At 75.2% G+C, this 21,659-nt stretch carries 16 protein-coding genes and 1 pseudogene; 4 read left to right on the top strand and 13 right to left on the bottom strand.

Going from position 1 to position 21,659, the window contains the following annotated elements; translation table 11 throughout:
* Positions 1-9 precede the first annotated feature (9 nt).
* The 9 genes from AB0N63_RS33570 to rimP all read right to left on the bottom strand — a co-directional run bounded on the left by AB0N63_RS33570 (position 10) and on the right by rimP (position 13,223).
* Entirely contained in the window at positions 10-966 is a 957-nt protein-coding gene (locus AB0N63_RS33570; protein ID WP_365535249.1) for a bifunctional riboflavin kinase/FAD synthetase, read from the bottom strand.
* A 206-nt stretch (positions 967-1,172) separates the two neighbouring features.
* Positions 1,173-5,432 (bottom strand): trypsin-like peptidase domain-containing protein, encoded by a 4,260-nt coding sequence (locus tag AB0N63_RS33565; RefSeq protein ID WP_365535248.1) that lies wholly within the window; start codon positions 5,430-5,432, stop codon positions 1,173-1,175.
* Between the two features lie 303 nt (positions 5,433-5,735).
* Positions 5,736-6,641: a tRNA pseudouridine(55) synthase TruB gene (gene truB / locus AB0N63_RS33560; RefSeq protein ID WP_365535245.1), complete on the bottom strand. Its 906-nt coding sequence runs from the start codon at positions 6,639-6,641 to the stop codon at positions 5,736-5,738.
* Complete coding sequence (gene rbfA / locus AB0N63_RS33555; protein WP_169439243.1) at positions 6,638-7,099, bottom strand: 30S ribosome-binding factor RbfA; 462 nt, start codon at positions 7,097-7,099, stop codon at positions 6,638-6,640. The genes truB and rbfA overlap by 4 nt, the downstream gene beginning before the upstream one ends.
* 90 nt (positions 7,100-7,189) lie before the next feature.
* Positions 7,190-7,486, bottom strand: coding sequence for a DUF503 domain-containing protein (locus AB0N63_RS33550; RefSeq protein WP_009190960.1), 297 nt, complete (start codon positions 7,484-7,486; stop codon positions 7,190-7,192).
* Between the two features lie 632 nt (positions 7,487-8,118).
* Positions 8,119-11,175, bottom strand: a complete 3,057-nt coding sequence (gene infB, locus AB0N63_RS33545) for a translation initiation factor IF-2 (protein ID WP_365535242.1) — start codon at positions 11,173-11,175, stop codon at positions 8,119-8,121.
* Between the two features lie 150 nt (positions 11,176-11,325).
* Complete coding sequence (locus AB0N63_RS33540) at positions 11,326-11,622, bottom strand: YlxR family protein (protein ID WP_365535240.1); 297 nt, start codon at positions 11,620-11,622, stop codon at positions 11,326-11,328.
* A 102-nt stretch (positions 11,623-11,724) separates the two neighbouring features.
* Positions 11,725-12,711, bottom strand: coding sequence for a transcription termination factor NusA (gene nusA, locus AB0N63_RS33535; protein ID WP_365535237.1), 987 nt, complete (start codon positions 12,709-12,711; stop codon positions 11,725-11,727).
* Between the two features lie 2 nt (positions 12,712-12,713).
* Positions 12,714-13,223, bottom strand: coding sequence for a ribosome maturation factor RimP (rimP, locus tag AB0N63_RS33530; protein WP_365535234.1), 510 nt, complete (start codon positions 13,221-13,223; stop codon positions 12,714-12,716).
* A gap of 202 nt (positions 13,224-13,425) precedes the next feature.
* Here rimP and AB0N63_RS33525 point away from each other — a divergent pair, with 202 nt between their 5' ends.
* From AB0N63_RS33525 to AB0N63_RS33515, 3 genes are all read left to right on the top strand, one after another.
* Entirely contained in the window at positions 13,426-14,112 is a 687-nt protein-coding gene (locus tag AB0N63_RS33525) for a hypothetical protein (RefSeq protein WP_365535232.1), read from the top strand.
* The gene (locus tag AB0N63_RS33520) at positions 14,109-14,585 is read left to right on the top strand and encodes a ferritin-like domain-containing protein (protein ID WP_365535229.1); all 477 of its coding nucleotides are present in this window, start codon (positions 14,109-14,111) and stop codon (positions 14,583-14,585) included. Before AB0N63_RS33525 ends, AB0N63_RS33520 begins: the two co-directional genes overlap by 4 nt.
* A 207-nt stretch (positions 14,586-14,792) precedes the next feature.
* A complete protein-coding gene (locus AB0N63_RS33515; RefSeq protein ID WP_365535226.1) occupies positions 14,793-15,695 on the top strand; it encodes an aminoglycoside phosphotransferase family protein in 903 nt (300 codons plus the stop codon).
* A 186-nt stretch (positions 15,696-15,881) separates the two neighbouring features.
* Here the strand turns inward: AB0N63_RS33515 and AB0N63_RS33510 are convergent, their stop codons facing one another.
* From AB0N63_RS33510 to AB0N63_RS33500, 3 genes are all read right to left on the bottom strand, one after another.
* Entirely contained in the window at positions 15,882-17,585 is a 1,704-nt protein-coding gene (locus AB0N63_RS33510; RefSeq protein WP_365535224.1) for a proline--tRNA ligase, read from the bottom strand.
* A gap of 73 nt (positions 17,586-17,658) precedes the next feature.
* Positions 17,659-18,243 carry a GNAT family N-acetyltransferase gene (locus AB0N63_RS33505; protein WP_365535222.1) on the bottom strand — a complete coding sequence of 195 codons (585 nt, stop codon included), beginning with the start codon at positions 18,241-18,243 and terminating at the stop codon, positions 17,659-17,661.
* A 196-nt stretch (positions 18,244-18,439) separates the two neighbouring features.
* Entirely contained in the window at positions 18,440-19,288 is an 849-nt protein-coding gene (locus AB0N63_RS33500; protein ID WP_365535219.1) for a GNAT family N-acetyltransferase, read from the bottom strand.
* A gap of 265 nt (positions 19,289-19,553) precedes the next feature.
* Here AB0N63_RS33500 and AB0N63_RS33495 point away from each other — a divergent pair, with 265 nt between their 5' ends.
* Positions 19,554-21,437, top strand: coding sequence for a SpoIIE family protein phosphatase (locus AB0N63_RS33495; protein ID WP_365535216.1), 1,884 nt, complete (start codon positions 19,554-19,556; stop codon positions 21,435-21,437).
* 71 nt (positions 21,438-21,508) lie between these two features.
* Here the strand turns inward: AB0N63_RS33495 and AB0N63_RS33490 are convergent.
* Positions 21,509-21,659, bottom strand: a pseudogene (locus tag AB0N63_RS33490) (4-hydroxy-3-methylbut-2-en-1-yl diphosphate synthase); the annotation flags it as partial.

The raw sequence follows: 21,659 nt of genomic DNA, 5'->3' as shown, positions 1-21,659 counted from the left end.
CCTCGGCCGTTACGCGGGCCGAGTGTCCGCCGCGATGATGTCGCGGCATTTCTTGACGTCCTCGGCCATCGTCTCCAGCAGGGCGTCCAGTGAGTCGAACCTGGCCTGGCCGCGGACGAAGGCAAGGAAGTCGACGGCGACGTGCAGTCCGTACAGGTCGAGGCCGACGCGGTCGATCGCGTACGCCTCCACCGTGCGCTCGGTGCCGTCGAACTGAGGGTTGGTGCCGACGGAGATCGCCGCCGGCATCACCTCGCCCTGCGCGTGCAGATAACCGGCGTAGACGCCGTCGGCGGGGATCGCGGTGTGCGGGAGGGTCTCGACGTTGGCGGTCGGGAAACCCAGCTCACGGCCGCGCTGCGCGCCGCGCACGACGATGCCCTCGACGCGGTGCGGGCGGCCCAGGATCTCGCGGGCGCCGCCGACGTCGCCCTCGGCGACCAGCCGCCGGGTCAGGGTCGAGGAGAACGGCTCGCCGCCGCCCGCCGACCCCGTGACGTACAGGTCCACGATCTCGACCTCGAAGTCGTGCAGCTTGCCCTGCTCGGCGAGGAAGTCGACGTTCCCGGCGGCCTTGTGGCCGAAGCGGAAGTTGGGGCCCTCGACGACCGCCTTGGCGTGCAGCCGGTCGACCAGCACCCTGACGACGAAGTCGGCCGGGGAGAGCCGGGAGAACTCGGTGGTGAACGGCAGCACCAGCACCGCGTCCACACCCAGGTCCGCCATCAGCTCGGCGCGGCGGTGGTGCGGGGCCAGCAGCGGCGGGTGGCTGCCGGGGCGGACGACCTCGCTGGGGTGCGGGTCGAAGGTGACGACCACGGCGGGGACACCCAGCTCGCGGGCGCGGTTCACGGCGTGCTCGATGATGAGCTGGTGGCCGCGGTGCACCCCGTCGTAGGAGCCGATGGTGACGACGCTGCGCCCCCAGTCCTGGGGGATGTCCTCCAAGCCACGCCAGCGCTGCACTGTGACCGCTCCTCGTCGAACCCGTGTCCGTGATGCCTTGGTTGCCTTGCTGTTCTGTCCGCGGCGCTGCTCGTCCGCGTGTCTAAGGGTGCCATGCCCGGTGTCCCCCGCCCGCATCGGCATGGGGGCTGTGACGGGGCGCACGTCACGGGGTGGGCCCGACCCGGGGCGTGCCCGGCCCGGGCGGGCCGCCGGCGCGGCGCCGGTCAGGCGAGGGCGGGGACTCCCGCGAGGTCCAGGAGCGTACGGCGGGCGCTGGGGCCCACCACGGCGGCCCAGTCCTGCGGGGCGTCGGCCAGCCAGGCGGCGACGCGCGCGGCGAACCCGGGCACGTGCCGGCCCAGTTCGGCCAGACCCCGGTCGAAGGCGGCGGCTCCCTCCGGGGTGCGGACGAGCAGCAGGCCGATGCGCCGGACGAGGACGCCCAGGTCCTCCTCGGCGCTGCGGGCGGCGGCGTGCAGCACCGCGTCGAGGACGGCCGGGTCCGTCTCGTGGGCCAGCAGAGCGTCGAGGAGTTCCCGGCGGGGCGCCTGGCGGTCCGGGGCGCCGGGCGTGGCGAGGGCACCGCCGAGGGCGGCCCTGAGCGGTGTGGGGCCGGCTTCCAGCAGACCGGTGACCAGTGAGAACAGCGCCGGCCGCACGGGCGGCCCGCTTTGGAGCCGCCGGTCGACGTACGCCGCCACCTGCCCGGCGCTCTCCGGTCGGCGCGACACCGCCGCGCAGATCAGGGCGGCCACGCGCGGGGCGAGCGCGGACGGGGCCGCGTCGGCCAGGGCCCACAGCACCTCCGTGGCGCCCGGCCCGTAGCGCAGTCGCTCGCCGAACGCGGCGAGGACCGCCTCGGGGTGGGTGGCCAGGGCGGGGGCCAGCGCGTCCGGCGGCAGGTTCGGGTCGCCGGCCGCGAAGTGCCGCAGCGCCTGCGGCAGATGGCGTGCGCGGGTACGCGGGTCGGCGACGAGGAGGGCGAGCGCGCCGCCGTGCAGTGCGGCGTCGGCGGGCCGGGCGAGCAGGCTCAGGGCGGCGTCGCGCAGCGCCTCGAGGTCGGTGTCGGCGCGGGCGTGCGGGACGGTGCGCAGGGCGTGTGCCAGCGCCGCGGCGCGCCGGTCGGGGCGGTCGTCGCGCGCCCACCGGGCGACGGCCCGGCACAGCACGGCCGGTTCCTCCTCGGCGAGCGCGGCGAGCAGTTCGTCGGCCCGCTCGTGCCCGGACTCGACCAGGGTCTCGGTGAGGTCGTCCGGAGCGCGGTGGCGGTGGGTGTGCAGCAGCGCCTGCGCGGCCGTGGCCACGGTGGCGTGCGGTGCGGCGGGCAACGGGCGCTCGTCGGCGAACCAGCGCACCAGGTGCGGTTGCACGGCCGCCGGGTCGGCGGCCAGCAGCCGGGCGGCGGCGTCGAGGTAGCGGGGCGGGCGGGCCGTACGGTGCGTGGGGGCGGCCGGGGCCGCGGTTCCGGGCGACCGGGCCGGGGCCGCGTCCTGCGGGGCGCGCACCGCCCTCCGGAGGCCGTGCGGGTCGTGGGCGTCGGTCGTCCCGTGCGGGCGGTACGGCTCCGGCGTCCCCTGCGGGCCGGGCGAACCGGGGGCTTCCGGCGGGCCGTACTCCGATCCGGTGCGGTGCGGCGGTGCCGTCCGCCCGGCGACGCCCTCGCGCGCCGACGGCGAGCCGCCCGCGTGCGCGGAGCCCGCGCACGCTGTGCCGGTGGGAGCGGGGTCGGCGGGCACGGGGTCGGTGGGTACGGAGTCCGGGCCCCCGGAGTCCGGCTGCGCGGCACCCGAGTACGCGGCACCGGAGCGCACGGCATCCGCCTGCCCGGAACCGGAGCCCACCGCGTCGGAGCGCCCGGCAGCCGAGCAGGCGGTACCCGCGCGCACCGCATCCGAGTCGGCCTGCCCCGGTGGGGCCGGATCGGCGAGGAGGAGGCGGCGGAGGAGGTCGCAGTGGTCGGCGGGCGGCAGGTGCAGGGCGGTCCAGAAGCCCGGGCCGAAACCGTCCGGCACGGGCAGGTCGCACTGCTGCCAGGCCACGATCCGCTCGGCCAGCAGCCGCAGCACTCCGCCGTAGGGCCGCGCGTCCGGCAGCCGCAGCAGTACGCCGGTGAGCAGCCGGGCCGGCCACCAGGCGCCGGGGTCGGCGTCCAGCGCGCACACGAGTTCCTCCAGCCGGACGGAGAGCCGGCGAGGGCCGTGCTGGCGGGCCAGGAGCAGCAGGGCCTGGACGACGGGGCCGATGCGGTGGTGCGGCACGGGCGGCAGCGGGCGGGTCTCGCCGGGGATGTGCCGCCGGTGGACCAGGACGCGCAGGGCCTCGTCCAGGTCGAGGTGGGCGCCCTGGATCCAGTCGGCCAGCTCCTCGTGGGCGAAGCGGTAGCCGTCGCCGGCCGGGACGAGCAGGCCCTCGGTGAGGACGGCGGACGCCCAGCCGGTGCCGCCGCCGAGCCGGGCGGGCGCGGGCCCCCACGGGAACACCGCGTCGAACGTCGCCCGGTCCAGCTCGCCGCCGGGGCCGAGGCTGCGGCGGGCGGCCTCGTGCACCTGCCCGGCGACCCGGGCGGCGAGCCGCCGTACGGCCGTGCCGCGCAGGTCGTTCTCCGCGGCGAGGCGGACCGCGACGCGCAGGCACATCAGGTCGAGGTGGGCCGCGAGGACGTCGGCACGCTCCAGCGGGGGGTGGCCGGTGAGGCCGGGCAGGGCCGCGCGCACCTCGGCGAGGAGCCGGAGGGTGAGCGGGTGCGCGGCGTCGGCGGCGACCAGGGCGTCGTCCGGGACGCCGTGGCGCAGGCGCGCCGCGCGGGCCTCGTCCGGGGTGAGGTCGCCCAGGCGCAGGCAGGGGGGCAGCGGCGCGGGGGCGGTCCGGACGCCGTCCGGCGGGGCCGGGGCGTGCAGCAGGTCGGCCGGGAACCGGACCCCGGCGCTCTCCCAGTACTCCTCCCGGCACGCCACCACCAGGCGCGCGCCGGTCCCCCGCAGCCATCGCGCGGTGCCGTCGGTCCACTCGGCGAGCCGGTGGTCCAGGGCGGCGGGCATCTCCTCGGGGCCGTCGAGCAGGAGCAGCAGCGGGCGGCCGTGGGCGTGCGCGAGGCGGGCGACGCGTTCCGGGGTGAGGTCGGTCAGCTCGGTGGGGAACGGGGCGCGGGCGGCGGCGACGATCCGGGCCGCACGGTCCAGGGCCCGGCCCGCCGCGTCCGCCACGCCGCTGTCGGAGCCGTCCAGGTCGGCTCCGCGCAGCCACAGGGTGGGCAGGGGGGCGTCGCCCCGGGCGCGGCGGCCGGTGAGCGCGGCGAGTTCGGTCGTACGGCCGCTGCCGGGCGCCCCGACCAGCCCGAGTACCCCCGCCGGACCCGCACCGCCGCCGAAGGCGTCCAACGCCCCTGCCGCACCGGGACGTTCGACGCGCACCGCGAAGTGGCCGGTGTGGGGGAAGGCGGGCGCTTCCGGGTCCGGTCCGGTGCCGGTGGGCCGCAGGGGTCGCGGATCGCGCGGCGCCGGGGCGTGTGGTCCGCGGGGGCCGGGGGCCGCGGCGCCCGGACCGGAGGCGAGGGACCGGGCCGTCCGGGCGGCGGTCACTCGGGAAGCCGGGAGCAGTGGCCGGGCGGCCGGGTGCGGGTACGGCCCGGAGGCCAGGGTGTGGGCCGTGGGCGCCGTGGGGCCGTGCCGCGGCAGGACGCCCTGGGGGCCGTCCTGGGCCACCGAGGTGGCCGTGAGTTCCAGGACGGCCGCGAGGTTGAGGTCGGGGCCGTAGGCGGGGACGGTGGCCGCGTTGCGGGCGAGCAGGTCGGCGAGCGGCCCCTCGGTCAGGACGGTGCCGGCCGCCCTCGCGGGGCCGAGCGCCGGTGCGCACAGCGGTACGGCGAACCGGGCGTCGCGGTCGCCGGAGCGCAGCGCCGTGCCGAGGACGGCGACCACGGTGCCGGTCGCGGCGTCCAGCACCGGTCCCCCGGCCGTTCCGCCGCCGCGGCGCAGCGCGTCCCGGCCCGCCGTGCCGATCGCCAGTTCCAGCGCTCCGTCCAGGAGGTGGCGGCCCTGCGTGGCGGTGTACGTGACGGAGGCCGCGCCGAGCACCCGGGCCTCGCGCCAGCCGCCGGCCGCGATCCGGACGTACGCGCCCGTGCCGACCGCGGCCCGCGCGGCGACGGGGAGCGGCTCCACGCCGAGGCCCTCGGTCCTGACGAGGGCGAGGTCCAGTCCGGGCAGCGCGGTGACCGCGTCGGCGCCCACCACACAGGAGCGGCCGCCCGCGCCCGGGGCGTGCAGCACCAGGCGGGCGAGGCCGTCGACGGCCTCGTGACTGGTGAGGACCGTGCCGTGGTGGTCGGCGGCGAAGCCGGTGCCGCGGGGACGGCCGGCGAGGTCGCGGATGCACACCAGGGAGCCGTCCAGGGCGCGGTCCAGGGCCTCGGCGGCGGTCGGCTCGCCGTCCCCGCCGGTCCAGGGTGAGAGCCCGGCCTGGGGCCGCGCGTCCGGTGCCGCCATGGTCGTACCTCCCGCCGTGTCCCGTACCTCTTTTTTGTCCTGCTTCGACGGTAGGCACGGAATGATCAGCGGGAAAGATCGCGCGACGAACGCGCCCCCTCGCACTCCCCCGGTTCACTCCGAGCGCCTGCACGGTCGGGTGAAGAGCGGGGCGGCGCTGGACAACCTGGGGGTGGGGGAACCGGGGGGAACGTGGAGCGGCGGCTGAGAAAGGTCCCTCAGCCGCCGCTCCACGGGCAGGCGGGCGCGCCGGGACGCGCGTCCTGGGCGCACGCCCCCGGTCCGGGGCGCCCCGGACCCGCGTCAGACGAAGACGGCCAGGCTCTTGGCCTTGCCGCGCTGCTCCTCGACGAGGGCCAGGAGGCGGCCCTCGGAGGCGAAGACGGCGACGGGGCCGCGGCCCGCGTACTCGTCGGGCATCTCCAGGCGGACGCCGTTGGTGAGCAGCTTGGCGCGGCGCGCGTCGACGTCCCAGCGCGGGAACGCCGCGGCGGCGGCCTCGGCGACCGGCATGACGGTCAGCTCCTGCTGGAGCTGGTCCAGCGTCCTGGCCGCGTCCAGCTTGTACGGGCCGACGCGGGTGCGGCGCAGCGCCGTGAGGTGGCCACCGACGCCGAGGTCGGCGCCCAGGTCCCGGGCGAGGGCGCGGATGTAGGTGCCGGAGGAGCAGACCACCGAGACGACGAGGTCGAGCACGGGGGTGCCGTCGTCGGCGACGGCGTCCCTCAGGTCGTACACCCGGAAGGAGGAGACGGTCACCGGGCGGGCCGGGATCTCGAACTCCTCGCCCTCACGGGCCCGCTTGTAGGAGCGCACGCCGTTGATCTTGATCGCGCTGACCTTGGACGGCACCTGCATGATGTCGCCGGTCAGCTTGGCCACGGCCGTGTCGATGGCCTCGCGGGTGACCTTGGAGGCGTCGGTGGAGGAGGTGATCTCCCCCTCGGCGTCGTCGGTCAGGGTGTTCTGGCCGAGGCGGACGGTGCCGACGTACTCCTTCTCGGTCAGCGCGAGGTGGCCGAGGAGCTTGGTGGCCCGCTCCACGCCGAGGACGAGGACGCCCGTCGCCATGGGGTCGAGGGTGCCGGCGTGGCCGACGCGGCGGGTCTTGGCGATGCCGCGCATCTTGGCCACGACGTCGTGCGAGGTGAAGCCCGACGGCTTGTCGACGATGACGAGGCCGTCGGGCGGGGTGGGCTTGCTGGTCATTCGGTGGTGTCGTCCGTCTCGTCGGCCCCGTCTTCCGCACCGGGCTTCCGGTACGGGTCCGCCCCGCCGGCGTACGCGGCGCCCGCGGACGCCTCGCGCACCTTGGCGTCGGACTGGCGCGCCTTGTCGAGGAGGTCCTCGATGGTGCGGGCGGTGTCCGGGAGGGCGTCGGCGACGAAGGTGAGGGTGGGGGTGAACTTCACTCCGGCCGCGCGGCCGACCTCGGAACGGAGGATGCCCTTGGCGCTCTCGAGTCCGGCCGCCGCGGCCTGGCGCTCCTCGTCGTCGCCGTAGACCGTGTAGAAGACGGTCGCCTCCCGCAGGTCACCCGTGACCCGGGTGTCCGTGATGGTGACGTGCGAGCCGAGCCGCGGGTCCTTGATCCCGCGCTGCAGCTTCTGGGCCACCACCTCTCGGATGAGGTCCGCCAGCCTTTTCGCCCGCGCGTTGTCGGCCACTGGTCCGTCTCCCGTTCTTTCTTCTTCTACGTTCTGTCGTGTGGTGCGGTGGGGCACGGCGCGGTGGGCGCCGTACGGCCCCGTGGGGGCCTAGTCGTCGTCCTCGCCGTGGAAACGGCGTCGTACGGACAGCAGCTCCACCTCGGGGCGGGCGGCGACGAGCCGTTCGCACCGGTCCAGCACGTCGGTCAGGTGCGTCGCGTCGCCGGAGACCGCGGCGAGGCCGATGACGGCCCGCCGGTGGAGGTTCGTGTGGTCCACCTCGGCCGCGCTCACCGCGTACTTGCGCTGGAGCTCGGCGACGATCGGGCGGACGACGGAGCGCTTCTCCTTCAGCGAGTGGACGTCGCCGAGGAGCAGGTCGAAGGACAGAGTCCCCACATACATGTGTGTGCCGGGTTGCCCGCCGGTGCGGGGTCGATGGTCCTGCCCTCGGTGCGGGCAGGGACATCAAGAACGGTACCGCGATCCCGCGGATGCCTCGACGGGGTTTCCCTGCGGGGGCCGCGCGGGGTACGTCTTCGCCCGCCCACCCGCCGGACCCGGTGGGGAACAGGTCCGTGCCCCGGGGCTGCGCCCCGGACCCCGGCAGGGGCGAAGCCCCTCCACCCCGCCCCGCCGAACCCGGTGGAACAGAGGCACCGTCCGGACCGGACCGCGCCCACCGCTCCGGCGAGGAGGGTGCCGTCTCCCGCTCCGGCGCCGGTCCGGCCCGAGTCAGGTCACGGGAGCCACGCCCGAGGCGTACCCCGGGCGTGGCCGCCGTCCCCGTCAGAACCGACCGCGAAGCCGCGCCCGAGACCGCGCTCCGCCCTCGCCGAGCCCGGCGGGGGCGGGGCGCCGCCCAGGGCGACGGTCCCCGGTCCGGCCGGGGCCGGCTCCCGCAGGGGCCGGGCCGGGCTCCGGGTGCTCCACCGCTCGGATGGAGCGTGCGTCGTCCGGGGGCGCGAGCCCCCTACACGGCCGCACCGGCCGGCGGGAACCAGTCCCGTCGGCCGGTGCCGAGGTGCCGTGGGGTGTTACGCCCGCGGCTTCTCGCGCATCTCGTACGTCGCGATGACGTCGTCGACCTTGATGTCGTTGAAGTTTCCGAGGTTGATACCGCCCTCGAAGCCTTCGCGGATCTCGGTGACGTCGTCCTTGAAGCGACGCAGACCCTCGATCGTGAGGTTCTCCGCGATGACCTTGCCGTCGCGGAGGAGGCGCGCCTTGGTGTTGCGCCGGACCTCGCCGGAGCGGATGAGGACACCCGCGATGTTGCCGAGCTTGGAGGAGCGGAAGACCTCGCGGATCTCCGCCGTGCCCAGCTCGACCTCCTCGTACTCCGGCTTGAGCATGCCCTTGAGGGCCGCCTCGATCTCCTCGATCGCCTGGTAGATGACCGAGTAGTACCGGACGTCCACACCCTCGCGCTCGGCCATCTGCTGCGCACGGCCGGCCGCGCGCACGTTGAAGCCGATCACGATGGCGTCGGAGCCCATCGCCAGGTCGATGTCGGACTCCGTGACCGCACCGACGCCGCGGTGCAGGACGCGGATGTCGACCTCTTCGCCGACGTCCAGCTGGAGCAGGGAGGACTCCAGCGCCTCGACCGATCCGGACGCGTCGCCCTTGATGATCAGGTTCAGCTGCTGGACCTCGCCGGCCTTCAGCACCTTGTCCAGGTCCTCCAGCGACACGCGGCGCGTGCGCTTGGCGAACGCGGCGTTGCGCTCGCGGGCGGCGCGCTTCTCCGCGATCTGGCGGGCCGTACGGTCCTCTTCGACCACGATGAAGTTGTCGCCCGCACCCGGGACGTTGGTCAGGCCGAGGACCTGGACCGGCGTCGAGGGACCGGCCTCGGCGACGTTGTTGCCGTTGTCGTCGAGCATGGCGCGCACGCGGCCGTAGGCGTCGCCCACCACCATCGTGTCGCCGACCCGCAGGGTGCCTCGCTGGACGAGGACCGTCGCCACGGCGCCGCGGCCGCGGTCGAGGCGGGACTCGATCGAGATGCCCTGCGCGTCCTGGTTCGGGTTGGCCCGCAGGTCGAGCGAGGCGTCGGCCGTGAGGATCACGGCCTCCAGCAGCGAGTCGATGTGCAGACCCTGCTTGGCGGAGATGTCGACGAACATGGTGTCGCCGCCGTACTCCTCGGCCACCAGGCCGTACTCGGTCAGCTGACCGCGCACCTTGGTCGGGTCGGCGCCCTCGACGTCGATCTTGTTGACCGCGACCACGATCGGCACGTCGGCCGCCTTGGCGTGGTTCAGCGCCTCGACCGTCTGCGGCATGACGCCGTCGTTGGCCGCGACGACCAGGATCGCGATGTCGGTCGACTTCGCACCGCGGGCACGCATGGCGGTGAACGCCTCGTGACCCGGGGTGTCGATGAAGGTGATCCGACGGTCCTCGTCGTTGACCTCGGTCGTGACCTGGTAGGCACCGATGTGCTGGGTGATGCCGCCGGCCTCGCCCGCGATGACGTTCGTCTTGCGGATGGCGTCGAGGAGTCGGGTCTTGCCGTGGTCGACGTGACCCATGACGGTGACGACCGGCGGGCGGACCACCAGGTCCTCCTCGCTGCCCTCGTCCTCGCCGAACTCCAGGTCGAAGGACTCGAGCAGCTCGCGGTCCTCCTCCTCCGGGCTGACGATCTGAACCGTGTAGTTCATCTCGTCCGCGAGGAGCTGGAGCGTCTCGTCGGAGACGGACTGCGTGGCCGTGACCATCTCGCCGAGGTTCATCATGACCGCGACGAGGGAGGCCGGGTTCGCGTTGATCTTCTCCGCGAAGTCCGTGAGCGACGCGCCGCGGGAGAGACGGATCGCCTCGCCGTTGCCGCGCGGCAGCATCACGCCGCCGACGCTCGGGGCCTGCATGGCCTCGTACTCCTGACGGCGCTGCCGCTTCGACTTGCGACCACGGCGCGCCGGGCCGCCGGGACGGCCGAAGGCGCCCTGCGTGCCACCGCGGCCACCGGGGCCGCCGGGACGGCCGCCGAAGCCGGGACGGCCACCGCCGCCGCCGAAGCCGCCGCCGGGAGCACCGCCGCCGGGACGACCGGCGAAGCCGCCGCCGCCACCGGGACGACCGCCGCCACCGCCGCCACCGGGACGGCCGGCGAAGCCGCCGCCACCGGGACGACCGGCGCCGCCGGGACGGCCCGCACCGCCCGGACCGCGGCCGCCGGGGCCGGGACGCGGGCCGGCAGCGGGACGCTGCGGCATCATGCCGGGGTTCGGACGCGGACCGCCGGGACGGGGACCGCCCGGACCCGCCTGCGGGCGGGGCATCGAGCCCGGAGTCGGACGCGGACCGCCGGGACCGGCCTGCGGACGCGGACCGCCGCCTTGGGCGCCGGGCGCCTGCGGGCGGGGACCGGCGCCGGGAGCGCCGGGACCACCGGGACGCTGGCCCTGCGGCCGGGGTGCCTGCGGGCGCGCCATGCCGGTGGAGCCACCGGAGGTGAAGGGGTTGTTGCCCGGACGCGGACCGGCCGGACGACCGCCCGGACGGGGCGCCTGACCGCCGGGGCGCGGAGCGCCCTGGCCGGGACGGCCCTGGCCCTGACCGGCGCCGGGACGGGCGCCGCCGGGCTTCGGGGCGCCGGGACGGGCGCCGGCCGGACGCTGGCCCTGCGCGGCGGCCGGGGAGGGCGCCGGAGCCGACGGCGGAGCGGTGAACTCCGGCGTGGCGGGCGCGGCCGGGGCCGGACGCGGGGCGGGCTTGGGACCCGGCACCGGACGCGGACCGGAAGCGGCCGGCGCGGGAGCCGAGGGCGCCGCCGGAGCCGCCGACGGCTCGGCCGCGGCGGGCCTGGGGGCGGCCGGCGGCTTCGGGGCAGCCGGACGCGCCGCCTGCGCCGGGGAGGGCGCGGCGGGCCTGGGGGCGGCCTTCTTCGGGGCACCCGGCTTGGCGGACCGGCCGCCGCCGTTGCCCTGCTGGAAGGCGTCTGTCAACTTGCGTACTACGGGCGCCTCGATCGTCGAGGATGCCGATCGGACGAATTCACCGAGTTCCTGGAGCTTGGCCATGACGACCTTGCTCTCCACTCCGAACTCCTTGGCGAGTTCGTATACCCGGACCTTAGCCACTTCGCTCCTTTGAGGTCCGGGTTGCGGCCGGACCGTCGCTAGTTCATGGGCGTACTCATCGCGTACTCATCGAGTGCTCATCGCAATCTCGACCTGCTTTCGACTCGCGAGGTACCAGGCCGCACGGGGTCTTCCGCGCGACTCGTCTTCCTACCGTGTTGCCTGCTCGGCAACTGTTGCCCGCTCGACGTGTCGGCGCAACGCCTTTGTGTCGAGCGCTCCCGGGGCGCGCAGCGCCCGCGTGAACGCCCGGCGACGCACCGCCTGGTCGAGACAGACCAGGGCGGGGTGCACGTACGCACCCCGGCCGGGCAGCGTACCGCGAGGATCGGGGACGCACTCGTCCTCGATCGCCACGATCCGCAGCAGATCCGTCTTGGCCGCTCGTTCCCGGCACCCCACACAGGTGCGCTCAGGGCACACTCGGGCCCGTGTCCGGCCAGACACCGCTAAGTCTACCTCCCCGAACGCACCTCACCCCTTTGGGGCAGGATTCGAACACGTGGCGCGCCCAAACCTGTCGTGATCTGAGCGCCTTTCGGCCAGGATCTATTCCCCGGCCTGCTCGGTGTCCGGGCGGATGTCGATGCGCCACCCGGTCAGCCGGGCCGCGAGGCGGGCGTTCTGGCCCTCCTTGCCGATGGCCAGCGACAGCTGGTAGTCCGGCACGGTGACGCGGGCGGAGCGGGCCGCCAGGTCCACGACCTCGACCTTGTGGACGCGGGCCGGGGACAGGGCGTTCGCCACCATCTCGGCCGGGTCGTCCGACCAGTCGACGATGTCGATCTTCTCACCGTTCAGCTCGCCCATGACGTTGCGCACCCGGCCGCCCATGGGACCGATGCAGGCGCCCTTGGCGTTCAGGCCCGAACGGGTGGACCGTACGGCGATCTTGGTGCGGTGGCCGGCCTCGCGGGCGATCGCGGCGATCTCGACGGAACCGTCGGCGATCTCCGGGACCTCCAGCGCGAAGAGCTTCTTCACGAGGTTCGGGTGGGTGCGCGAAAGGGTGACGGACGGACCGCGCACGCCCTTGGCCACCCGGACGACGTACGACCTCAGGCGCATGCCGTGCGGGTACGTCTCGCCCGGGACCTGCTCCTGCACCGGCAGGATGGCCTCCAGCTTGCCGATGTCCACGAGCACGTTCTTCGGGTCGCGGCCCTGCTGCACCACACCGGTGACGATGTCGCCCTCACGGCCGGCGTACTCGCCGAGCGTCGCGTCGTCCTCGGCGTCGCGCAGCCGCTGCAGGATGACCTGCTTGGCGGTGGTGGCCGCGATACGGCCGAAGCCGGACGGGGTGTCGTCGAACTCGCGGGCCGCCTGGCCCTCCTCGAGGTCCTCCGGGTCCTCCTTCGCCCACACGGTCACATGCCCGGTCTCCCGGTTGAGCTCCACGCGCGCGTGGCGGCGGCTTCCCTCGGTGCGGTGGTAGGCGATGAGGAGGGCCGACTCGATCGCCTCGACCAGCAGGTCGAAGGAGATCTCCTTCTCCCGCACCAAGCCCCGCAGGGCACTCATGTCGATGTCCACGGCTACGCCTCCTCCTCTTTCTTCATGTCCTTGTCGTCCTTGCGGTTGAACTCGACCTGCACGCGCGCCCGGACGACGTCCGGGAAGGCGACTCTGCGGGTCGTGGCCTTGCGGCCCTTCACTCCGGGCACCTCGAGGTCGAGTCCCTCGTCGTCGACCTGGAGGATCCTGGCCACCAGTTCGCCGCCCTCGGCCAGCTGGAACTTCGCCAGCCGGCCCGTGGCGCGCACGTAGTGCCGGTGTTCGGTGAGAAGGCGCTCGGCGCCGGGGGTGCCGACCTCGAGGGTGTACTCCCCCTCGCCCATCGCGTCGCTCTCGTCGAGCTTCGCCGAGAGCGCGCGGCTCACATCGGCGATCTGGTCGAGGTCGGCCCCGGCGTCGGAGTCGACCACGACGCGCAGCACCCGCTTGCGGCCGACGGAGTCCACGGCGATCTCTTCGAGATCCAGGCCCTGGGAGGCGACGAGCGGTTCCAGCAGTTCCCGCAGCCTCTCGCTCTGGGTGGTGCTCATCCGGGTGACTCCTCGGCCGCGTGTGCTGTTGTGGGATGGTCGCGTGTCCGGTCAAAGGGTATCCGGTTCCAGGGGGTGTTGCCGTCCACCTGGCCTGGGACGGTGCCGCTGGGGCGCGTGAGCGGGGTGCGCGGGTACGGTGATCACGGGCGGGGCCGCCCCTCCCCCTTTTTCCGTTCGCACGCACCCGAGGACGACTGCCGTGCCGTTGCCGCCATCCCCGCGCGCCCTGCCCTGGGGTCCGCGCCGAAGGAGCCTGCTCGCCTCGGCGGCCGGGGCCGCCCTGCTCGCGGGCTGCTCCGCCGGACCCGACGACCCCGGCGCCGCGGACCGCGGCCCGACGCCCGCCGAGCGGGCCCGGGCGCGTGCGGCGCACGACAGCGCGGGGCTGGCGCGGCGCTACGACGCGGTGATCGCCGCGCATCCCGCGCTGGCACGGCGGCTGGGTCCGCTGCGGGCGGAGGTGCTGCGGCACGCGGCCGCCTTCGGCGGAGGTGCGTCGGGGACGCCGACGGCCACGGGATCCCCGGCGGCTCCTGCGGGACCCACGGCGACGGACGGGGCGACGGCGACCGGCGGCGCGGGCGAACCCCCGGCGACGGGCCGGGCCGACGCGTCCGGCGGGGCCACGGCTCCGAGCGGGGCCGGGTCCGCGGGGGCCGGAAAGCCGTCCGCCGGGGCGACCGGCTCTCCTTCGGGCGCCGCGTCCGCCGCCGTCCCCGCGACGCCGGCGGACGCGCTCGCCGCGCTCGCCGCCGCCGAACGGTCGCTCGCCGAGGCACGGGCGGCCGTGCTGCTCGACGTCCCGGGCGAGCTGGCCCGGCTGCTGGCCTCCGTGGCGGCGGCCGGGGCGGCGCACGCGTATCTGCTGACGGAGGGTGACAGGTGAGCCAGGCGGTGGATCCGGGAGGCGCGGGAGAGCTGACGGCCGCGCAGGCGGCGCTAGCCGCCGAGCACGCGGCGGTGTACGGCTACGGCGTGGTCGGCGGCCGGATCGGCCGGGAGCGGCGCGCGGAGGTCCGGACGGCGTACGACGCCCACCGGGCGCGGCGGGACGCGCTGACGCGCCGGGTGCGGGATCTCGGCGGCCGGCCGGTGGCGGCGGCGGCGGCCTACGCGCTGCCGTTCGCGGTCCCGGACGCGGCCGCGGCGGTGCGGTTCGCCGCGGTGCTGGAGGACCGGGTGGCCGGGGTCTACTCCGACCTGGTGCGGGCGAGTTCGGGCGCGGCGCGGCGGGACGCGGCCGGGGCGCTGCGCGAGGCCGCGGTCCGGGCGGTGCGCTGGCGCGGGGAGAGCGTAGCCTTCCCTGGTCTCGCCGAACGGGCCGACGCCGCCACGGGCTCGGCGACCCCGACGCCGTGACACGGACGGCACCGGCGGCCCGCGCGCGGGCCGGTACCCGGCGCACAGCAACGGTACGGACCCGGCAGGCGCCGCCCCGGCGCGGCGACCGGCGCGACCGGGCGGAGGGGCGCCACCGGCTCAGTCGGACGTAGCGGCACCACCGGCACGGCCGGCACCACCGACAGGGAACGCGTCGCGACGCGTTCAGGAAGGAACGACTCGCGCATGGCTTTCGAACCCCCGAAGCGGCTGGTGCGGGCGCTCGGCGAGACGTCGCCCGAGGGCGACGACTGGCTTCGGCGGCTGCCCGAGCTGGCCCGGCGGGCCGTCGCGGAGCGCGGGTTGACGGTCGAGCGGGTGCAGGTGCCCGGCGGGCGAAGCAGCCTGGTGGTGCTGGTGCGGACGGCGGAGGGCACGCCGGCCGTGCTGAAGCTGGCGCCGCCGCGGGCCCGGCCGGCCGCGGAGCTGGCCGCGCTGGCGCACTGGGGCGGGCTCGGCGCCGTACGGCTCCTGGAGGACGGTGCGGCGGACGAGGGCGTCCTGCTGCTGGAGCGGCTGCATCCGGATGTGTCGGTGCGGTCGCTGCCGGAGGCGCGGGCGCTGCTGGAGGCGGCGGACACGCTGCGGCGGCTGTGGGTGGCGCCCCCGGAGGACTCCGGCGGGCTGTTCGAGACGGTGGCGGAGCGGACGGGCCGGCAGGCCGGGGCGATGCGGGCGGGTACGCCGCCGGAGGCCGGGGCACTGGTGGCGGCGGCGCTCGCGGCCCGGGAGGAGTTGTTGGCCGCGCCGCCGGAACAACTGCTGCTGCACGGCACGTTCCGGCAGAGCAAGGTGCTGGCGGGCGACCGGATGCCGTGGCTGGCGGTGGGGCCCGATCCGGTGGTCGGCGAGAGCGCGTTCGACCTGGCGCGGCTGGTGCGGGACCGGGTGGAGGACCTGATCGCCTCGCCGTCCGGCGCGGCGATCACCCGGCGCCGTATCAAGCGGCTGGCGGAGTCGCTGGAGGTGGACCGGGACCGGCTGCGCGGCTGGACCCTGTTCCGCGCGGTGGAGTCCGGCGTACGGGCCCGTCGGGTGGGCCGCCCGAAGGACGCGGAACTCCTCCTGGAATTCGCCACCTGGCTCTGACGCCACCGGCCCCGGACCGCGCCGGCGCCGGCCGGCATCCGGCCCCCGGCCGGCGGCGAGGGCACCGGGACGACGGCCCCCGCGACCGACCGCGCACGACCCCGGCCCGCACGACCCTGGCCCCGCCTCTCGTCCGGGGGACGGGGGCGGGGCCGGGGTCGGAGGTGTGCCGTGGGGTGAGGGCGGTTACGCCGTGAGGCGGGTGAGGGCCTCCTCGATGGTCAGTTCCTCGCGCTCGCCCGTGCGGCGGTTCTTCAGTTCCAGGACGCCTTCGCCCGCGCGGCGGCCGGCGACCAGGATCTGCGGGACGCCGATGAGTTCGGCGTCGGTGAACTTCACGCCCGGGGAGACGCCGGCGCGGTCGTCGACGAGGACGCGCACGCCGGCCGCGGCCAGCTTCTGCGACACGTCGAGGGCCACCTCGGTCTGGAGCGCCTTGCCCGCGGCGACCACGTGCACATCGGCCGGGGCGACCTCGGCGGGCCAGACCAGGCCGTGCTCGTCGGCGTGCTGCTCGGCGAGGGCGGCCACCGCGCGGGAGACGCCGATGCCGTAGGAGCCCATGGTGACGCGGACCGGCTTGCCGTTCTGGCCGAGCACGTCGAGCTTGAGGGCGTCGGTGTACTTGCGGCCGAGCTGGAAGATGTGGCCGATCTCGATGGCGCGGTCCAGCTTGAGGCCGGTTCCGCACTTCGGGCAGGGGTCGCCCTCCTGGACCACGACGACGTCGACGTACTCGTCCACCTCGAAGTCCCGGCCGGCGACCACGTTCTTCGCGTGCGTGTGCTCCTTGTTGGCGCCGGTGATCCAGGCGGTGCCGGGGGCGATCCGCGGGTCGGCGACGTACCGGACCTTCTCGCCCAGGCCCTGCGGGCCGACGTAGCCGCGCACCAGGTCGGGGCGGCCGGTGAAGTCCTCGGCGGTGACCAGTTCGACGGCGGCCGGGGCGAAGTGCGCCTCGACCTTGCCCAGGTCCACCTCGCGGTCGCCGGGCACGCCCACCGCGACGATCTCGCCGTCCACCTTGACCAGCAGGTTCTTCAGGGTGGCGGAGGCCGGGACGCCGAGGGAGGCGGCCAGGGTCTCGATGGTGGGGGTGTCCGGGGTGGGGATCTCCTCCAGCGCCGGCACACCGGAGCCGTCGACCGGCTTCAGTTCGTAGGTGATCGCCTCGGTGTTGGCGGCGAAGTCGCAGTTCGGGCAGTCGGCGAAGGTGTCCTCGCCGGCCTCGGCCGGGGCGAGGAACTCCTCGGACTTGGAGCCGCCCATCGCGCCGGCGGTGGCCGCGCAGATGCGGTAGTCCAGGCCGAGGCGCTCGAAGATCCGCTGGTAGGCCTGGCGGTGCAGGGCGTAGGACTCGGCGAGGCCCTCGTCGGCGGTGTCGAAGGAGTAGGAGTCCTTCATCAGGAACTCGCGGCCGCGCAGGATGCCCGCGCGCGGACGGGCCTCGTCGCGGTACTTGCTCTGGATCTGGTAGAGGATGACCGGCAGGTCCTTGTAGGAGGACGCCTGGTCCTTCACCAGCAGGGTGAAGATCTCCTCGTGGGTGGGGCCGAGGAGGTAGTCGCCGCCCTTGCGGTCCTTCAGGCGGAACAGCTCGCCGCCGTACTCGTCCCAGCGGCCGGTCGCCTCGTACGGCTCCTTGGGCAGCAGCGCGGGGAGCAGCACCTCCTGGGCGCCGATGGCGTCCATCTCCTCGCGCACGATCCGCTCGACGTTCGCGAGGACCCTCCTGCCGAGCGGCAGCCAGCTCCAGACGCCCGCGGCGGTGCGGCGGACGTAACCGGCGCGGACCAGCAGCTTGTGGCTGAGGACCTCGGCGTCTGCCGGGTCGTCGCGCAGCGTCTTCGCCATCAACTGGGACATGCGCTGGACCGGTGCGTTCGCCATGGTTCTCGTACTCCTGCCGGGTATGTGTGATGGCTAGGAGGTTAGCCGGGCGACGTGTGCCGGTGGTAATCGGTCACCGGCGGCGCAACGGCAGCGGGGCGCCCATGACGGCGTACGGCTTGGGGGCGCTGGGGAAGACGACCTGGCGGGCGAGGTCGACGTAGCCGAGGGAGTGGTAGAGGCCGCGGGCCGGGCTGTCGGTGTCGATCGCGGAGAGGATCGAGCGGGTCTCGTCGGCGGCGTCGGTGATGGCGGTGATCAGGGCGCGGCCGACGCCGCGGTTCTGGTGGCGGGGGTGGACGTGCAGTTCTGTGATGACGAAGGAGCCGTCGAGCCAGTCGTCGTGGCCGCGGGCGCGCAGGTACGGCTCGACGACGGTGGACCACCAGTGGGCGCGGTCGTTGGGCATGCCGTAGACGAAGCCGGCGAGCCGGCCGTCGGAGGTGGTGGCGCCGAGGGCGCGGGCGCCGGGGCTGGCCATGTGCCGCAGGACGATCTGGCGGCGTACGGCGACCTCCTCGGCGCCGAGTCCGAAGGCGACGGCCTGTACGGCGAGCGCCTCGTCCACGCGGGCCGACAGGTCGAGGGGGCCGATCACGATGTCGTCCGCGATCGCGTCGGGGCGGTGGCCGGAGCCGTGACCGGGAATGTGCGCCATGCGGGGAGACTACCCGGCCTGCGGCGTCGCAAGAGCGGGACGGCGGCCGGGCTGTCCCGGGCTCCGCTGTCCGGCCGCGGACCGGCGGCGGGCGGAGCGCCGTGCGGGCGGTGACGCGGGGGCTCGGGGGCTCGGGCGGGCCGGACGGCACGCCGGAGTCCGGCTGGCGAGCCCGGCAGGATCAGAACGACAGGCCCTAGAACAGCACGCTCGTGAACGCGCCCGTCTCGCGGAAGCCCACCCGGTGGTAGGTGCGGCGGGCCGGGGTGTTGAAGTCGTTGACGTACAGGCTGACGACGGGGGCCACGTCGGCCAGCGCGTACCGCAGGACCGCGGCCATGCCGGGGGCGGCGAGGCCCCGGCCGCGGTACTCGGGGGCGACCCAGACGCCCTGAATCTGGCAGACCCGGTCGGTGGCCGCGCCGATCTCGGCCTTGAACATGACCTTGCCGTGCTCGTCGAGGCGGGCGAAGGAGCGGCCGGAGCCGACGAGTTCGGCGACCCGGGCCTGGTAGAGCAGGCCGCCGTCACCGGCGAGCGGGGAGACGCCGACCTCCTCGGTGAACATCGCCACGCACGCCGGCATGATCGTCTCCATCTCGTCCTTGCGGACGCGGCGGACGTAGGGGTCGGGCGCGATGTCGGCGGGCATGCGGTCGGTGACCATCAGGGGCTGGCGGGCGCGGACTTCGCGGGCCGGGCCCCAGCTGGGTTCGAGCAGCCGCCACAGCTGGGTGGTGGGTCCGGCGGGGCCGACGATGGAGGAGCAGCGGCGGCCGGCCCGGCGGGCGCGGTCCGCGAAGGCGCGTACGGCGCGCGGGGTGGCGCATATGGGGACGAGGTTGGCGCCCGCGTAGCACAGCGAGGTGAGCGTGCCGTCCTCGTACCAGCCCCACATCTCGCCGCCGAGCCGCCAGGGGTCGAGCCCGGCGATCTGGACGCGGGACGTCACGAAGGCGTTCACGACCGGCTCGCGGTCGAGGACGGCGAGCGCGGCGTCCAGGTCGCTCGGTTCGAGCACCCGTGAGGTGGTCTGGGTCAACACGTACGGGGCCTCACGCTGGGGGTTTCGCTGATCTCCGCACTGTACCCGCCGAATCCGGGCCGCGCCGCCCCCCTGGGAGCGATGCCCGAAGGGGCGGCGAAAGGGGCGGCCGGGCGGTCCGGTGACACACACCGCCCGAACGGCGACGGGCTCCTCGAAACGGTAAGAATGGTACAAGGAGCTACAGACAGCACGCCCTCGGGAGGGCGGTGATCGGGGTGGCAGCACACCGGAGGACCGTCCGGGACGAGGAGGGAGGCCGGTCATGAGCGGGGCGGGCACGGGGGACCCGACCCTGGACCCGGACTTCCCGCTCCAAGTTCTGCGCGATCTGGGCACCGGCGTCTTCACCCTGGACGCCGAGGGGCGGATCACCTACGTCAACCCGTGGGCGCAGCGGCTGCTGGGCCGCACCCTGGACGGGATGCTCGGCCAGGACGCGCACGACCTGCTGCACCGCCGCCCCGACGGCTCCCCGGTGCCGCGCGAGCAGTGCGCCATGCGGACTCCCCTGCGCGGCAGCGGGAGTGCCGAGGAGGGCAGCGAGGAGTACTTCCTGCGCGCGGACGGCTCCACCGTGCCGATCATCTGGTCCGCCACCCCGCTGCGGCTGACGGGCCGCACGGCCGGGCTGGTGGTCGTCTTCAGCGACTTCAGCCTGCACCGCGCGGCCGAGGAGCGGATGGCCGCGCACACCGCCGCCCTGGAGGCGCTGACCGCGCGGCTGAACCTGCTGGCGGACGTGTCCGCGGTGCTGATGACCGCCCTGGAGTCGCACGGCCGGATACGCCGGCTGCTGCGGCTGCTGGTGCCCGAGTTGGGCGACTGGGCCGCCGTGGCCCTGTACTCGGAGCGCACCGGGGCGCTGGAGCACGTCGCCGTGCGCTGCCCCGCCCATCCGCGCCGGGCCAAGCGGCTCCAGGGACCTCTGCCGCCGCTGCCGGCCGGCGTCCGGGACGCGCTGGCCCGGGTGCTGAGCGCCGACGAGCCGGTGCTGCCGACCAGCGAGGAACTGCGGGACCCGGACGCCCCGCTCGCGGTGACCCACGGGAAGTTGTTCGAACGGCTCGGGGGCCACTCGGCGGTGGTCGTGCCGCTGACCACGCGCCGCAACCACTACGGGATGCTCACCGTCGGCCGGACCGGCGACTCCCCCGCGCCCACCGGCACCGAGGTCAGGCTGCTCGCCGACATCGGCCGTCGGCTGGCGCTGGTGCTGGACAACTCCCGGCTCTACCAGGAGCAGCGCAACGTCTCCGAGACCATGCAGCGCCAACTGCTCGCCCCGCTGCCGCAGGTGGACCATCTGCGGATGGCCGCGCGCTATCTGCCGGCGCAGAGCGCCATGGAGATCGGCGGCGACTGGTACGACGCGTTCCTGCTCGCCGACGGGGTGATGGCCCTGGTGATCGGGGACGTGGTCGGGCACGATCTGAAGGCCGCCGCGCACATGGCGGAGGTCCGCAACATGCTGCGCGCCCTGGCCTGGGACCAGCAGCATCCGCCGAGCCTGATCGTGTGCCGGCTGGACGAGGCGGTGACCAACACCAGCGACGCGCCGATGGCCACCCTGGTCTTCGCCCGGATCGAGGGCCCGGAGGGCGGGCCGTGGCGGGTCAACTGGGTCAACGCCGGGCATCCGCCGCCGTTGTTGATCACCCGGGAGGGCGATGCGCGTTATCTGACCGGCGGGCACGGCCCGCTGATCGGCATGAGCGCGACCCTGCACCTGGGACTGAGCTGGCCCGACGCGTACGAGGATCTGCCGCCCGGGTCGACTCTGCTGCTGTACACCGACGGGCTGGTGGAGAGCCGGGGCCGGCCGATCGACCTGGGGCTGGCCAAGCTGCGTCATCACGCCTCGGTGCTGGTGCGGCGGCTGGCCGGCAGGACGGTGGACGAGTTCTGCGACGAACTGCTGCGGCGTATCGCGCCCAGCGGCGACGACGTGGCGCTGCTGGCCCTGCGGCTGCCGCCGGCGGGTGCGGGCGCGCCCGGCGACGTGAGTCCGCCGCCGCCCCCGCAGTCGCCGTACAGCCCGGCCGCGCCGGACCGGTCCGCCCCCGGCTCGCTCCAGGAGGACGCCCCGGTGCGGGACCCCACACGGGGGCTGCGGGGGCAGTTCCCGGGGGACCCGCACGAGGAGTGAGGGCGGCCACGTCTGCGGTGCTTCCGGGCCCCGTCCGGCGGAGCCCAGGGACTGCGGGGGCTGCGGGGGGGTCAGCCCGCGACCGAGATCTCCGGCTCGCCGGAGGCGACGCCCTCGGCCTCCATCTGCTCGGCCAGCTTCATGGCCTCCTCGATCAGGGTCTCCACGATCTTCGACTCCGGCACGGTCTTGATGACCTCGCCCTTCACGAAGATCTGCCCC

It is taken from the genome of Streptomyces sp. NPDC093260, from assembly GCF_040683715.1.
GTDB lineage: Bacteria > Actinomycetota > Actinomycetes > Streptomycetales > Streptomycetaceae > Streptomyces > Streptomyces sennicomposti.
This window is presented reverse-complemented; position numbering and strand designations above follow the sequence as displayed.

Bases quoted from the DNA above. Each gene is read 5' to 3' on its own strand.
- AB0N63_RS33505 (WP_365535222.1), bottom strand. From the start codon at position 18,243: ATGGCGCACATTCCCGGTCACGGCTCCGGCCACCGCCCCGACGCGATC.
- truB (WP_365535245.1), bottom strand. From the start codon at position 6,641: ATGACCAGCAAGCCCACCCCGCCCGACGGCCTCGTCATCGTCGACAAG.
- rimP (WP_365535234.1), bottom strand. From the start codon at position 13,223: ATGAGCACCACCCAGAGCGAGAGGCTGCGGGAACTGCTGGAACCGCTC.
- AB0N63_RS33515 (WP_365535226.1), top strand. From the start codon at position 14,793: ATGGCTTTCGAACCCCCGAAGCGGCTGGTGCGGGCGCTCGGCGAGACG.
- AB0N63_RS33565 (WP_365535248.1), bottom strand. From the start codon at position 5,432: ATGGCGGCACCGGACGCGCGGCCCCAGGCCGGGCTCTCACCCTGGACC.
- AB0N63_RS33510 (WP_365535224.1), bottom strand. From the start codon at position 17,585: ATGGCGAACGCACCGGTCCAGCGCATGTCCCAGTTGATGGCGAAGACG.
- AB0N63_RS33495 (WP_365535216.1), top strand. From the start codon at position 19,554: ATGAGCGGGGCGGGCACGGGGGACCCGACCCTGGACCCGGACTTCCCG.
- AB0N63_RS33550 (WP_009190960.1), bottom strand. From the start codon at position 7,486: ATGTATGTGGGGACTCTGTCCTTCGACCTGCTCCTCGGCGACGTCCAC.